This is a genomic window from Acinetobacter sp. ANC_7682 (assembly GCF_056779795.1).
This window is the reverse complement of record NZ_JBWYIQ010000047.1, coordinates 1-14,426: the sequence shown is the minus strand read 5'-3', so window position 1 is coordinate 14,426 and position 14,426 is coordinate 1. Positions and strand designations below refer to the sequence as shown.

The window sequence follows — 14,426 nt, the reverse complement described above, 5'->3', positions numbered from 1 at the left end:
AAAGATTTTTTCCATTTCTTCTTCAAAAATGGCTGAATCTTTATACAGCGAAGTATGTACACGGTCACTTTGAACCAGTTCGTTGTAATCAGTTTCAATATTTTGTGTTGGAATCAGGCTGTTCATATCTATTTCCTATTTACTTAATGCGTCATAAGCTTTTACGTCTGTGCTTTGGGCTTCGGGTACTGGCAATTCAGCAAGGCTGTGCCAGTGATCTACAGGACGACTAAAAATGTTTTCTGTTTGAAAGTGTTTGATCTTCCATTGACCCTTTGAGTCTTTACGAAACTGAATGGTCAATTTGGCTGCATTAAGATGGCTGCTTTGCTGATGCTTAAACGTTGAGGTCTGAAGCATCAACCAACTCCCCTTTGCGCTTGTACCTTCAACATAAATTTGCTCGGAACTCACAAAATGAGCATTCATGAGAAAATGTGAATCTTTTTGGGTATAGCTTTTAAACATGTCATAAATGGATTGCCATGTTACATAACGCCCAAAACTTTTACTGTATTTCTCACCAATGCCTTCCCAAATACTGTCAGCATCAAATAGCGCCATAAGCTCATCAAGATCTGTATTTGCATCTAGATGGTCACAGATTTCCATGTAGCGATTTATACAATTACGAATTGACTGCTGAGATTCTAGCTGCTCTAATCTAAATAATATTTCTTCAATATCAATTTCTTGCCTCATAAATTAATCCTTAATATATTTTTCAAACAGCTGTGCAATTGCACATAACTTTTCGTCTTGGTTTAGCCCTGAAACCAATTGCAAACCAACTGGTTCTGCTTGTTCGGTTTGTAACGGAATTGAGATTGCAGGATGACCTGAAACATTAAAAGGACGTACATAAGCTGTTAGATTAAGCAACTTTAATGAATCTGTAATTTCACTCACTTTAGGAGGAATAATAGGTAAAGTGGGTAAGAGCACAGCATCAAATTCTTGTAAAATTTGTTCTAATTCTTGTTTGAATTGACTTTGAATCTCTTGGGCTTTTTTATATTGATCTAGCGTAATATTTACAGACGATGTTAACCGTTTATAAACATCTGGTCCTAATTTTTCAGTATGTATTAGATACGAGAATGACTGCCAATTTTCATAGCTTATTAATGTCATTCCAGCCTCATGAGCAGCTTGAAATAGATTTAATTCAATTTCTTCAAACTGAATATTTTCGACTTGATTAATGAGCTTTTCGATACTTTGCCAAATAAATTTATCAGCATGAACTTTTAATACCCCTATTCGTGGTTTAATATTCTGATTAAAGAGCAATTTCTCCGAGCTAAAGGTAGGATCAATAATTGTCATAGCCTGGATCAGCATGGTCATCTCATTTGCAAAGGGCCCAACACAATCCAGCGTAGATGATTCAGGAAGAATACCTTGACGGCTTACCCTACCAAATGTTGGTTTAAGTCCGTAAATTCCACAACAGGCTGCAGGTAAACGGATAGACCCCCCGGTATCAGTTCCGATAGAGAAGTCACAGAGTTTTTCGGCAACAGCTGTCGCAGACCCGCTCGATGATCCACCTGGAATAAGCTCAGGATAATGGGGATTAATAGGTGTTCCGGTTAACTCATTAACTCCAGTAACACCAAAAGCAAGTTCATGTAAATTAGCTTTGCCTACAATTCGACAATTATTTTCAAGAATATTCGTGACTACTTGTGCATTAACTAGTGCCTTAGGATTATGTTCAAAAGCCTTACTAGCAGCTGTAGTAATTGTTCCTTCAATGTCTATAGTATCCTTAACAACAACCTTGATATCTCCATTACCAATATTTAAATATTTTATGATTGAACTCATTTCACCTCCCCTAATTCCCTAGTGAAATGTCACAAGAAAATATTTCACTATTCAATTGATTTAATTTATACAGAGGCTATTCCTTTCCTACAAATAATTCCTGCTTATAGTAAAAACCTTACTATTAAAATATATACAACCTGAATCGCGGATAAGAAATTGACTTTAAAAATAAAAGGACTAGTGCCATCAGTTGAGTTATCACCCCAAAACTAAAGCCCTAGTCCTGATTTATTGCACCATATATGGCTCATACCAAATTATTCTGTGTAATTGATGACTTTTTTCTTAAATTTGAAGCAACTTATTAGAAATTTCTTAAGCAAAGTCGGCGCTATTTAAAAATCTGACAGACCCAACTAAGTCTCTCAGAAATTACCTTTATTACCATTTAGTATAAATCTTTGTCACTTCCACAACTTCAAAGCACTCTTTTCATTGGTGAAGCAGGATAAAAGTTTTTATTTAAAAACTTACCCTGTTACCAACGGATGATACACATCAGTTGGCACTACACGCGTTACATGTCACCTTGATGAGAAGCCAACATGGCCGATATTTATGGGTTGACTCAACCACTTTACCGTTCTACAAAAATTAACGAATTCAAAGCCATAAATCATTAGTCAGAACTGTATCTCGTGGTAAAAGTTCGATGGGTTGGTTTTATGGCTGTAAATTACATATCGTGATGTATCAATTTGGCGAGATCGTAAGCTCAGCACTATCCAATAGGCATATTGCTGACATCAAAATGGTTGAGCATTTAATTGAAGGCTTAGAAGCAAAGCTTTATGCGGATCATGGCTATTCATAGAACTATGAAACTTCTATCACTTTAAGGCTGCGTCTTTATCTAATTATCATTATTAAATATCAACAGCTCCTTCATAGAGTTTATTAGATAGGAGAAATACAATTTCAATATTTCTAAAAATCACTCATGTATTCTAAAATCTGCTGAATATATTCATTATTATCTATACTTCGATAAGCCAACGTGATTGGGCTGTACGCTTCCTCATCTAGGATGGGAAGAAACTTTAAGTTTTGTATACCAATAGCGCTTGCACTTTTTGGAATAATACATACTCCCTCACCTGATGAAACCAATCCGAGTGCCTTATGAATTTCCCTTACTTCAGTCAAATTTTGTGGTATTAGGTCTAATTCAGAGAAAATATTCTGAATAAAAGTTGAAAAATTTGGCTTAGGGGTATTTGGGTACATATATATGATTTCATTTAATATTTGTGATAAGAAAATACCTTCATTATGATAGTGGTCTAATGCATAATTATTATGTACTGCAGGTAAAAGCTTTTCATGTTCTAAAATTTTTCTTTTTATTGAAGGATCACTAATTCCTAGTCTTCCAAATCCAATATCAATTTTCCAAGTTTTAAAGCTTCAACTTGATCGCTTGTTCCACACTCAACCAACTCAACTTTAACTCCATTAATGTGGCTTCTTAGATAATCAATTAATTCTGGTAATTTCCAATAAATAGCTTACATAGCCTATTCGTACTGTTTTATCGGTTACTTTATATCTATTTACCATTGATTTAGCATGTGCAGACAAGGTTAATATTTGAACAGCATACTGATAAAAATATTGTCCTACTTCTGTTGTTTTTACTGGACGTATTCCTCGTTCAAATAATGTTACCCCTAGTTCAGCCTCTAAATTTTTAATTTGACGCGTTAAAGGAGGCTGTGCCATACACAATTTCGAGGCAGCTTTAGTTATACTTTTCTCTTCTACTACAGCTACAAAATATTTTAAAGTTTTCAGTTCCATTGAATCGCCCCATTAAATACTTTTTAAGTATATTAAAATACTATTTATAGCCTATTTTCGCAAAATAAATTCAAATATGGTATGTGATATCGAATAATGGATTATATAGCGATATGTTCAGATCAATAGAAACGTTGCTTATCGATATCCCAACCATACGCCCTCACAAATTTCAAATATTGAGCAACCAGAGTTTTTCAATCAAATCATTATTTCATTTTTAAAGAATAATACATCTTGCTAAGTCAAGGTGTATTAAACTTCCAACAAAATATATTAATAATATAAAATATTATTTAATAATCTACCATGTAAATTTAAATGCTAATTTAAGGAAATTTTTTATAGAAACATAAATTACTATTTAAATTGAGTAATTTTTATATTATAAGTGAAAAATAAACTAATAGGTTCGATATTCATGGAATGAATTTTGCTTAATTTAATATAAGCTTATACGATAAAAGGACACATTGATGGATGTAAAGTTTGACTTTAATCTTGTACGAATTTTTTGTGCATTATATGAAACGGGTAGCTTGACGAAGACGGCTGAATTATTACAAATTAGCCAACCAGCCATTAGCCATTCGCTAAAAAAACTACGAAATCTGTATAATGATCAACTTTTTATTCGTACAGAAGGAAGAATGTTACCAACCACTCTCTCAGAAAATATTTCTAATAATTTACTCAATTCTAAGGAGTTAATTCTTTCTACTTTGCCTGATACAAATCTATTAAGAATTAAAAATAATTTTATATTTTCTATGTCTGATATGTGTCAATCTTATTTCATACCTTCACTCTGTTTATTGATGGAAGAAACTAACAATAAAATAAATATTGATGTTATTCAAACACAACAAAATGACTTAGTGCACGCAATGCGTGATGGAAAAATTGACTTTTCAATTGGTCATCTTCCAGTCTTAAAAAACTGTAAAGATAATATAATATGTGAAAAACTATTTGATGATAAATTTGTTTTAATGATTAGGGATGAGCATCCTTACTGCAATGAAAAAATTGATATTATTCTTAAAAACATAGAATTAGTAGGGGTCAAATCCTTAACCACAGGACATACTGATCTTATTAAAAATATTAATAATGATTTTGAAAAAAAGGTAATATTAAATATCCCTAATTACTCAGTTGCCCCGGAAATTGTAAGTAAAACAGATTATGGCGTTATTATACCAAAATCTTTTTCTAAAAGATTTAATTACGACAATCAATTTGTTATTAGAGATATTAATATATCAAAAAATATTATTGATATTAATCTTTATTATCACAAGTTATTTAAAAATGATTACTCCATTAAGTGGATGAGAGAAATTATTTTAAATAATTTTAAAGCTACTACTTTATAAGGATTATACATGGATTCAAATGATATTCAGCTTTTTGATCAGGTGATTCAATCTAGATATGCTGCCAGAGCTTTTCTAGATCAAGCTGTTGACCTGCAAATCATTAGAGATATTTTAAAAGTTGCTTCTCGAGCACCTTCCGGTACCAATACACAACCTTGGAAAGTATACATCGTAACTGGGCAAAAACGTCTCGATCTAGTGAAAGAGGTTTGCCAAGTGCAAAAGAATATTTTTGAAAAACCTTCTTTGGCTGACCAATATCAAGAAAGTTTTGCTTACTATCCAAAAGTTTGGCAACCACCTTTTTTAGACCGAAGAAAAGAAAATGGTTTATGGTTATATGGGCTACTCAAAATCAGTAAAAATGATCATGCCAAAATGCAAGCACAACTTTTACATAATTATGAATTCTTTGGTGCACCTGTAGGTCTTTTCTTTACTGTAGATCGCTCTTTAGGTATTGGTTCTAAAATGGATATTTCGATGATAATGCAGAATGTAATGTTGTGCGCCAAAGCTAGAGGACTTGATACTTGCCCACAAGCTGCATGGAATAAGTTCCACTCTATCGTACTTAATCATCTCAATGCAGATAAGAATGAAGAACTAGTCTGTGGAATGGCTCTCGGTTATGCTGATCCTTCTCATATTATTAATAGTTCTCAAACCTCTCGAGTTCCAGTAGACGAATTCGCTATATTTTTAGATTAATCTGTTTAACTATAAAAAAAATCATCCATAGATGATTTTTTTATTTGAGAGCCACTCCTATCACCAGATTAACGCATCAATAGACCACCATTCATATCCCAAGTTGCTCCAGTAACAAATCCTGAATTATTTTGGATTAACAACTCAATGGTTTGTGCAATAAAGCTCATATCACCTAATTGATGCACTGGTATTGATTTCAGAATCTCCGGAATTTCATCCGCCTGCACAAGACGGTGAAATGCGGGTGAATCTACCGGACCACAGGCAATGGCATTAACTGTAACCCCTGATCCAGCCAGTGCCTTGGCAAATAGTTTGGTCATAGTCAAAATGGCACCTTCAGAAATGGCATAGTGTGCTCCCACAGCGATACCACCATTCTGGCCTGCAAGAGAAGACATATTGATAATACGTCCCTGCCCCTGCTGTGCCATCCATTGTCCAAAAAGTTGACAGGCCAAGAAAGTTCCCATTTGGTTGATTCGACTAATTTCCACAAATTCCTCAGCCGAGATTTCAAACAATGGAGTGGTTTTGGTCATAGCTGCATTGTTAATTAGCACATCCAACTTGCTAAACTTTTCTTTAATCCAGCCAGATACTGCATTAAAATCTACTTGATCAGTGATATCCAGTTTGAGAGCAAATGCATTATTCACTGCCAGCTTTGCTACTGCTGCTTCAGCTTTCGCAAGTGTAACATCAGTTAAAATTACCTGATACTGTTGGCTCACCAGATATTCTGCAATTGTAAATCCGATACCTTCCCCCGCACCCGTGATGAGAATCACCTTGTCCATATACAAAACCCTCCCATCCTAACTTAGTGATTACCAATATTTTTGGGTGTAAAGAAAATACTAATGGCAGCGATCAGGGCTGCCGCAGAGAAGAGGTAAAAATTGGCACTGGTATTAGAGCCATTTGCCATCAGATAGCCACCAACAATCGGTCCCATAATCGCCCCAATACGACCCACACCAATAGCCCATCCAGCGGCGCTGGCACGAATCTTAGTAGGATAGTAATGCGTGATATAGCCTAGCTGCACCATTCCTACACCGATTATACCCATACCAGCTAAAAAAACGAGCACATAAGTTATGGCAATATTATAGTTAAAGGATAGGCCGAAAATAGCGACTGCACCTATGAGATAGAACAGTACAATTGTTTTACGAGTATTAAAACGATCTGTCAAACGCCCAATAAATAGTGAGCCTAGACCTGCAGCAAGCATAAAGATGGCTAGAAAAGAAATGCTGGAACTAATTCCATAACCATTAGCCTTCATAATTTGTGGTAACCACGTACTCAGGCCATATACACCAAGTACAGTTGCAATCTGTGAACTCCAAAATAAGGTTGTTGCACGCAAGTGCCTGACCGAGAACATTTCTTTCAGTAAAGAGAAAATATTAACTTTATCTTCTTTGCTCACCTGATAGCTTTCAATTGAATTCTGTGAGATTCCGATTTTATCAGCCAGTTGCAAAGCATCTTTTTTACGACCATGACTGAGCAGGAAAGAAATGGATTCTGGAAGAAATTTGATAAATACAGGTACTAATAATAATGGTAATGCACCTGCTGCCACCAATGTTCGCCATCCATGCTGATCCAGATAGAACATTCCCACCAATGCTGCTAGTAATGCACCAGCTGGATAACCACAATACATTAGGGCGAAATAGAAGTTCTTATTTTTTTCATCAGAATATTCAGAAGTTAAAGCACAGGCAATTGGAATAATACCCCCGACCCCGATACCACAAATACCACGAGCAATTACAAAGCTAATCGGATCTTGTGCCATGGCAGCCCCGATCATTGAAGTAGAAAAAATAATCAGACATGCAATTAATAGTTTTTTACGTCCATATAGATCGCTTAACGCGCTAAAAAGATAGCACCCAATAAGTGTTCCAAAAAAAGCTGCACTGCCAATATAACCCATGTGCACGGCAGTTACATTCCAACTCGCCTCCTGTAAGAGGGTCGGAATAATGACCCCCATAATTGCGATATCGTAGCCTTCAGATATCATCGCGATAAAACATAGGAATACTACCAGCTTGGTTGTAATAGCTGATGGTTCCATATTGGTACTAATTGCATTTTTTGTCACTGGTATAGACATTATTGTTACTCCCTACTATATTTTTAATAAAGGATGAGTCTCATGTATGGCATATGTTCCATTACAAAAAACCAATGGATCAACATCCTGCTCATAACCATATTGCAACACTTCTCCAATCACGATGGCATGGTCCCCAGCATCACAGACATTCCATAAACGGCATTCAAACCAAGCTGACACGTTAGCCAAACGAGGTGCTTGCTGACTGTCCTGATGCAATTCTATGCCAGCAAATTTATCGACACCACGACGTGCAAAACGGTTAGACAGTTCTAATTGTTCTTTACGCAATATATGAATAGTAAAATATCCTCCTTGAGTAAAAGACTCATAAGTGTAGGCATTTTTATCAATACTCCATAACACCAAAGGTGGTTCCATAGATACTGAATTGAAGCTATTAGCTGTAACGCCGATTTTTTCTCCGTTCTTGTCATAAGCTGTAATAATAGTGACACCCGTCGGAAATTTACTTAATGCATTTCTAAAATCACGTGTATTAATCAAAATTTTTTCCTCTTATTTGTTTGATGAATTTCATGTCCTGCTGTTAGATATATCCTTTGAATGGCTCTGTTTTAGTCATCACTGCCCCTGCGCCATCAAATACAGATTCATTGATATGCGCATGCTGAGTAATAACCAGCACATCTCTTAGAATTTTTTGCATCTTCTGACGTTTGAAAATGGCGTTAATGCCGGAAATGCTGTAGCAGTTTTTGACAATGTCGGCACAGGAATGCGCGGTATAGGTTGCTGAAAGACGCATTTCATTTTCTAGCGCTTTGCAAATCTCGTTGCCTTTCTCAATTTCCCCCCAGACACGATGACAGATCTCATAGAAATAACTGCGAACACTGAGGAAAGATGCTGTATTTTTGGATAAAGCCATACGGAAATAAGCACGATCAGCCAATTTTGGTGCACCAGTCGTGGTCTGTCCCTTACAAATCTGTAAAAGTTCTTGAATCGCTGCAAAAGCCAAACCAAGTGCTACCACCGTATGCACCTGACCGGAGAAAGCTACCGTTGGAATGTGATACAGAGGTTCATCCACCAACGCAGGTGCACCACGGACAAACGACCAGTCTTCAGTAACAAACTGCTCAGTAATTTTTAAGTCATGGCTACCCGTACCTTCCATGCCAAAAACATCCCAGTTTTCTGATACCTCGACTTTGTCTTTAGGAAGAATTACGGTTCGTGGACGGTCCTGGAAACCACCACTGGCACTTTCACAAATACCGACACCTAACCAATCTGCTGTTTTAGAACCACTGGAAAATTTCCAAGTTCCCGAAACTTCCCAGCCATTATCAATACGAGTAGCTGACTGTACCGGGAACAGACCTCCGGCAAAAATCTGATCTGGGCCATCCTGATAAATGATTTTCTGGGTTTCGATAGGTAAAGCAGCTAGGTAATAATTTGATGAACCAAAACTGGCTACCCAGGCAGCAGAGCCATCTACAGAAGCTAGTTTTTCCAAAGACTGTAAAAATGGTAGTGGATTGCCTGCATTACCGCCAAAAATACGGGGTACTGAAACACGGAAAAATCCGGCCTTTTTCATCAAATCAACTATATGCTGTGGAATAAAGGACAGTTCCGAAAATGACGTACTTTCTACTGCAACTTGTTTGAGCAATTCTTCAAACTCAGACTTTTTACTTTCCTCCAGACAAATGGAATCGTAAAGTCGCTCGATGGTATACATGGATATTCCTTAAGGATAATGATCAGATATCCTTACTTATAGTTTTAAAATCTCCCTAGAACAAATAACTGTCATTTATGTTTTTTTACTAAAATAAATAGCACGAATAAAGAATTTATCTTTTTGTTTTATATATATTTTTAACAAAACAACAACTAAATTAGGCTTAAAATTATTTAAGACCCACAGAAAAAATTACAGGCCCTAGATCTAGGGCCTGTAAGCAGGTGAATACCACCTCAATGAGGATTACTACAATTTTTAGAACTTGAAGGTATAAGAGGTGATTAAACGGTGTTCCTCAAAACTCTTACCTGATTCCATCCCTGCGCCATATTTAATATCTGCATCGGTATAGCGCCATTCAAATCCTAATCCTTTAAACCAGCCCTGATTTGGGTGGTATAATAGGCTGAATACGCGTTCAATTTCCTTGTTATCTGCAAGACCTTTGCGCTGGATACCATCACCATGATGATAGGCAAACCGCGTCTTAACCCCTGGTAGGCTCCAGTCTTTGAAGTCATAGATATAACTGAAATGCCAAATAGACTCTTCTGGATTATTAAATGGCAGGATAGACCAAGCCTGTAAATACGGTTGTGGAGAATAACCGGTCAGTAAAGGGAAACTACTGTCTCCGATGTTCTTTTGCAGACCGACCGTAAACCGGTGATTCTGATGCTGAAGTGTGGTCATTCCCCCCAAGACTTGACTGTCAATCTTTCCATAATAGGCATCACCATCCTCTTCATTATAGAAATAGCTCAAGTCGAATTTGACTTTGGTTTGATCCAGCTGTTTTTTATAATTAACGCCTACATAATGTTGCTGGTAAATATCTTCCAGTTGACCAAACCAGTAAGATGTCGACAAGTCTAGAGTAAGTTCATAATCCAGACCGAATAGATTTAGTCCATCACTTTCCTTGACAGGCCCCGCAGTCTGCATACTCAATTTACGGTATTCGTCATCATTACGGGCATTTGTATATGTAATACGCCCTGCAGTAACTTTTAAATTCTGAATATCCTTATTTTCTAGCATGGCTCCAGCTAAAGATGTCACCAACTGTCTTGAATCATCAAAATACACAATAGGTGTTCTTGGCAACAATTCGCCAACTTTTAATTCAGTATTACCTGCTTTTAATTTTAGGGTGACGCCATATTTAGCATAATCACTTTTTAATTCACCTTTGGCAGGATCATAAGGCACGATCAAGTCACTGGTCTGACGATGTTCACTATCAAGTAAAACAGCATAACGAATACTCGCGTCCAATCCCACTTGAAGCGGCGTATCAGTATAGCCTGATTCAAAAATTAGGTTTGCCCCTTGTGTCCAGCTGCCAAATGCTGGCAGATGATCTTGATCATAGGATCGATCAAAATAAAAATTTCTAAGATTAAGACTGGTTTTACTGTCTTCGATGAAATCTGCATGTACTTGAATCATGGCCGTACTAGCAAATATTAATATTATTACTGATTGAGTAAGTTTTAACTGTTTCGACATATGGTACCTATCACATTATTCTACTGAATACCCATTAATAGCCAAAAACAGATCCCTAAAAATTAAATTAATAATATTTAGAATTTTTGCAAACTTCCATTTAATAATATTTTTATTAAAATAGCTAAAAGCAAAATGATCTGATTTAAAAACAATTAAACACTCTATATATAAAAAAATAAAATAAAAATATTATCCCCAATAAACCAAAGTAATAATATAATATTTAAAATAATCTCTATTTATAACCCGAATCGCGGATAAGTATTTTCTTTAAAATCATGATATAAACGTAATTTTATGATTAATTTTTAGTGTTATTAGATCAAAGCGGCTTTATTGCACAAAGCTGTTCTTAAGGGCTTCTTCAATAATATAATTTACGAATGAAGAAGCCTACACATAAAATCTACCGCACAACCAATTGGCCCGCATATAACCGAGCACTCATTCATCACGGAAATATTACTATTTGGTTTGATCCTGCTACGCAATGGTATGCTCCATCAAAAGGCAAACAAGGGCGAAATCAAACCTACTCCGATGCAGCCATCCAATGCTGCTTAATGATTAAATCCTTATTCCGTCTGTCTTTACGTATGGTCACTGGCTTTGTGCAAAGTCTGATTAAACTTTGCGGATTAAATTGGACAGCACCAGATTACACCACGCTTTGTAGAAGAAAAAAGCATATTGATATTGCAATCAGCTACCAAAAAAGTAGCGATGGGCTGCATCTACTCGTAGACTCTACAGGCATGAAGTTTCTAGGTGAGGGCGAATGGAAATGCAAGAAACATGGACCTAAATATCGTCGCCAATGGCGTAAACTTCATATTGGTATAGATGTTAAAACCCTACAAATACGAGCAATTCAGCTTACAACCAATAATGTCAGTGATTCACAGGTGCTTGGTGATTTACTTAATCAGATTCCACAAGATGAGCAGATTGACTCTGTTTATACCGATGGAGCTTATGACACCAAGCAATGCCGTCAGGTCATTGCAGATCGGCAAGCACATGCGGTGATTCCACCTAGAAAAAATGCGGAACCATGGAAAGATACAAAGCTTAGCTCGCTAGAGCGAAATGAATTACTTCGAACAGTTAAACGTTTAGGCAGGACACTATGGAAAAAATGGTCAGGCTATCATCGGCGAAGTTTGGTTGAAACTAAAATGCACTGCATTAAATTATTAGGAGATAAACTCAGTGCAAGGAGTTTTAACAACCAAGTCAATGAGATTCATGCACGTGTAGCAGTCCTCAACAGATTACGGAATTAGGTCGACCACTTACCCAAGTTACGCCTTAAATTTGGCTCAATTAGGGGCGCTTTGCATTTCAAATCTTTGTGCAACAAAGCCGATCAAAGCATAGACATTTCATCACAAAATGATAGATAAACCTTAAAAATGAGTGGTGTCATTTCCTTAAGCAGGATTGGGATTATTTATAGGCCTTTATAAAAAATTATAATTCCTTTAAAGCATAAAAATACAGTATTAATGCTATTAAAATAAAAATACTCATAACAACAAACATATTAATTAAAGCATTAAAAAAAATAAAATTTAAAATAATCCCACTTATTAAACCACAGGAAAAATGCATACTACCCATCATTGCACTAGCTGCACCTGCACGCTTATTTTGATTTTTCATTGCTAATGCTAATGAACTTGGACCTATTAACCCCATTGTAGAAACTATTATAAATATTGAAATAAAAACTAAAATCTTAAAGCTGTAAAAACACCCTACACCTAGCAATAAGACTCCTAGTGCTTGAATCATCAACCCTAAAAATAAAATTGATTTTATATTCCATATCTTTATTAGAACTTTATTAAGAAATGAAAGTAATATTATTCCAATTCCATTTAATCCAAAAATCAAACCAAAAACTTTTTCATTTAGATCAAATTCCCCAATCATTACAGCAGAAGCCGAGTTTAAAAAAGTAAACATCACTCCGCCAGACAATCCTCCTATACACATAGGAAGATAAAATGTGTGATCTTTTATGAGGTCTACATAGGAATTAAAACTTTTTTTAATATGGAATTTCGTGCGCTGTGATTTCGGTAGTGATTCATTAAAGAAGAAATGAATGCCAAGTAGACAAGCTATACCCATTAATGCTAATAATAAAAAAATCGTGCGCCAATGATAATATTCCAATATAAGTGCACCAATACTTGGCGCAATCACTGGTGCAATAGCTAAAATCATCATTAAGGTAGTAAATGCTTGAGCAGATGCTTGTAAAGTAAGACAATCCCTAACAACTGCCCTTACTATAACTACTCCTACACATCCACCTAGAGCTTGTATTATTCTAAGATACATTAATTGATTTATATCTTGAGCATATACACATAGTAAACTTGCGAAAATGTAAATTCCTAATCCAATGTACAGTGGCGTTTTTCGACCTATTGCGTCACTGATGGGACCATACAATAGCTGTCCTATAGCTAATCCTAGAAAATATGCAGGCAATGTATTTGAAACTTTTTGCACACTAACAGATAAATCTCCAGCCATATGATTTAAAGCTGGCAAATACATATCAACTGATAATGGACCTAATGCCATTAATAAAGATAAAAGTAAAATCCATCCCCATGAATAACTACTTTGCTGTTGAAGCCGCATATTTTTCATTGATTATCCTTTTTTATATCGAAATAGTATTTAAATGAAGATATGTAATTAAAATTTTAAATATCCAATACAAGTTGTTTGGTTTTTGATCTTGAACAACATGCAAGTATTTGGTCATTACTCTCTTTTTCTTCATCCGTTAAATACACATCACGATGGTCAGGCTCACCTTCTAATACATCACACAAACATGTACCACACACACCTTGTTCACATGATTTCTCAATCTTTATGCCTTCTCTCGCTAATGCATCGATCAAACTCTCATCCGCTGCAACCGTAATAATTTTATTACTGCGCTGTGCAACGACTTCAAAGCTATCGCCTGTGACATCTGTTTCAACGTTAAAATATTCTCTGTGAATCTGCTGATCAGCAAAGTGATTCACTTTAGCTAAATCAATGACCCAATCCATAAAGCCATTCGGGCCACATGTATAGATATGAGATTGAGCATCTAATTGCTTAATATGCTGGTTAAGATATTCGCGATGACTTGAACCTTCTGCTTTAAAGTGGAAGGTTGTAAATGGTGCAAGTGGTCCCTGTTCTATTTCTTCGACGAAAGCACAGCGATCGCGACTACTGCCACAATAATGCAATTCAAATGATTTACCTTGGGCTAGTAGCTCATATGCCATGG

The 14,426-nt window shown here is 35.9% G+C and carries 12 protein-coding genes and 3 pseudogenes; 4 read left to right on the top strand and 11 right to left on the bottom strand.

Going from position 1 to position 14,426, the window contains the following annotated elements; genetic code table 11:
* From AC1M9D_RS13365 to AC1M9D_RS13355, 3 genes are all read right to left on the bottom strand, one after another.
* Nucleotides 1–126 (bottom strand): hypothetical protein (locus AC1M9D_RS13365; protein ID WP_481612376.1); only part of this gene is annotated, 126 nt, incomplete at its 3' end.
* Between the two features lie 9 nt (nucleotides 127–135).
* Nucleotides 136–702: a nuclear transport factor 2 family protein gene (locus AC1M9D_RS13360; RefSeq protein WP_481612375.1), complete on the bottom strand. Its 567-nt coding sequence runs from the start codon at nucleotides 700–702 to the stop codon at nucleotides 136–138.
* 3 nt (nucleotides 703–705) lie between these two features.
* Entirely contained in the window at nucleotides 706–1,833 is a 1,128-nt protein-coding gene (locus AC1M9D_RS13355) for an amidase (protein ID WP_168397100.1), read from the bottom strand.
* A 245-nt stretch (nucleotides 1,834–2,078) separates the two neighbouring features.
* Here AC1M9D_RS13355 and AC1M9D_RS13350 point away from each other — a divergent pair.
* A pseudogene (locus AC1M9D_RS13350) lies at nucleotides 2,079–2,644 on the top strand (transposase); the annotation flags it as partial.
* A 119-nt stretch (nucleotides 2,645–2,763) separates the two neighbouring features.
* On the opposite strand, the pseudogene AC1M9D_RS13345 reads toward AC1M9D_RS13350, so the two are convergent.
* Nucleotides 2,764–3,636: pseudogene (locus tag AC1M9D_RS13345) on the bottom strand (LysR family transcriptional regulator).
* A gap of 476 nt (nucleotides 3,637–4,112) precedes the next feature.
* Here AC1M9D_RS13345 and AC1M9D_RS13340 point away from each other — a divergent pair.
* Together AC1M9D_RS13340 and AC1M9D_RS13335 are read left to right on the top strand one after the other, a co-directional pair.
* On the top strand, nucleotides 4,113–5,015 hold the full coding sequence (locus AC1M9D_RS13340) for a LysR family transcriptional regulator (protein ID WP_481612374.1): 903 nt from the start codon (nucleotides 4,113–4,115) through the stop codon (nucleotides 5,013–5,015).
* Between the two features lie 9 nt (nucleotides 5,016–5,024).
* Nucleotides 5,025–5,729 (top strand): nitroreductase, encoded by a 705-nt coding sequence (locus tag AC1M9D_RS13335; RefSeq protein ID WP_481612373.1) that lies wholly within the window; start codon nucleotides 5,025–5,027, stop codon nucleotides 5,727–5,729.
* A 68-nt stretch (nucleotides 5,730–5,797) separates the two neighbouring features.
* On the opposite strand, the gene AC1M9D_RS13330 is transcribed toward AC1M9D_RS13335, so the two are convergent.
* The 5 genes from AC1M9D_RS13330 to AC1M9D_RS13310 form a co-directional block, all read right to left on the bottom strand.
* Nucleotides 5,798–6,532, bottom strand: a complete 735-nt coding sequence (locus AC1M9D_RS13330; protein WP_481612372.1) for an SDR family NAD(P)-dependent oxidoreductase — start codon at nucleotides 6,530–6,532, stop codon at nucleotides 5,798–5,800.
* Nucleotides 6,533–6,555: 23 nt separating this feature from the next.
* Entirely contained in the window at nucleotides 6,556–7,872 is a 1,317-nt protein-coding gene (locus tag AC1M9D_RS13325; RefSeq protein ID WP_481612371.1) for an MFS transporter, read from the bottom strand.
* A 15-nt stretch (nucleotides 7,873–7,887) separates the two neighbouring features.
* On the bottom strand, nucleotides 7,888–8,382 hold the full coding sequence (locus AC1M9D_RS13320; protein ID WP_171527151.1) for a flavin reductase family protein: 495 nt from the start codon (nucleotides 8,380–8,382) through the stop codon (nucleotides 7,888–7,890).
* Nucleotides 8,383–8,425: 43 nt separating this feature from the next.
* Nucleotides 8,426–9,448, bottom strand: a complete 1,023-nt coding sequence (locus tag AC1M9D_RS13315) for an acyl-CoA dehydrogenase family protein (protein ID WP_481592502.1) — start codon at nucleotides 9,446–9,448, stop codon at nucleotides 8,426–8,428.
* Nucleotides 9,449–9,853: 405 nt separating this feature from the next.
* On the bottom strand, nucleotides 9,854–11,110 hold the full coding sequence (locus AC1M9D_RS13310; RefSeq protein WP_481612370.1) for an OprD family outer membrane porin: 1,257 nt from the start codon (nucleotides 11,108–11,110) through the stop codon (nucleotides 9,854–9,856).
* Nucleotides 11,111–11,496: 386 nt separating this feature from the next.
* Here AC1M9D_RS13310 and AC1M9D_RS13305 point away from each other — a divergent pair.
* A pseudogene (locus AC1M9D_RS13305) lies at nucleotides 11,497–12,428 on the top strand (IS5 family transposase).
* Between the two features lie 158 nt (nucleotides 12,429–12,586).
* On the opposite strand, the gene AC1M9D_RS13300 reads toward AC1M9D_RS13305, so the two are convergent.
* Both AC1M9D_RS13300 and AC1M9D_RS13295 read right to left on the bottom strand, forming a co-directional pair.
* Complete coding sequence (locus tag AC1M9D_RS13300; protein WP_168397155.1) at nucleotides 12,587–13,783, bottom strand: multidrug effflux MFS transporter; 1,197 nt, start codon at nucleotides 13,781–13,783, stop codon at nucleotides 12,587–12,589.
* A gap of 56 nt (nucleotides 13,784–13,839) precedes the next feature.
* A partial coding sequence (locus tag AC1M9D_RS13295; RefSeq protein ID WP_481612369.1) for a flavin reductase family protein occupies nucleotides 13,840–14,426 on the bottom strand: 587 nt, incomplete at its 5' end.

Coding starts and splice junctions, on each gene's coding strand:
- AC1M9D_RS13315 (WP_481592502.1), bottom strand. CDS start 9,448: ATGAAAAAGGCCGGATTTTTCCGTGTTTCAGTACCCCGTATTTTTGGC.
- AC1M9D_RS13300 (WP_168397155.1), bottom strand. CDS start 13,783: ATGAAAAATATGCGGCTTCAACAGCAAAGTAGTTATTCATGGGGATGG.
- AC1M9D_RS13310 (WP_481612370.1), bottom strand. CDS start 11,110: ATGTCGAAACAGTTAAAACTTACTCAATCAGTAATAATATTAATATTT.
- AC1M9D_RS13360 (WP_481612375.1), bottom strand. CDS start 702: ATGAGGCAAGAAATTGATATTGAAGAAATATTATTTAGATTAGAGCAG.
- AC1M9D_RS13335 (WP_481612373.1), top strand. CDS start 5,025: ATGGATTCAAATGATATTCAGCTTTTTGATCAGGTGATTCAATCTAGA.
- AC1M9D_RS13340 (WP_481612374.1), top strand. CDS start 4,113: ATGGATGTAAAGTTTGACTTTAATCTTGTACGAATTTTTTGTGCATTA.
- AC1M9D_RS13355 (WP_168397100.1), bottom strand. CDS start 1,833: ATGAGTTCAATCATAAAATATTTAAATATTGGTAATGGAGATATCAAG.
- AC1M9D_RS13325 (WP_481612371.1), bottom strand. CDS start 7,872: ATGTCTATACCAGTGACAAAAAATGCAATTAGTACCAATATGGAACCA.
- AC1M9D_RS13330 (WP_481612372.1), bottom strand. CDS start 6,532: ATGGACAAGGTGATTCTCATCACGGGTGCGGGGGAAGGTATCGGATTT.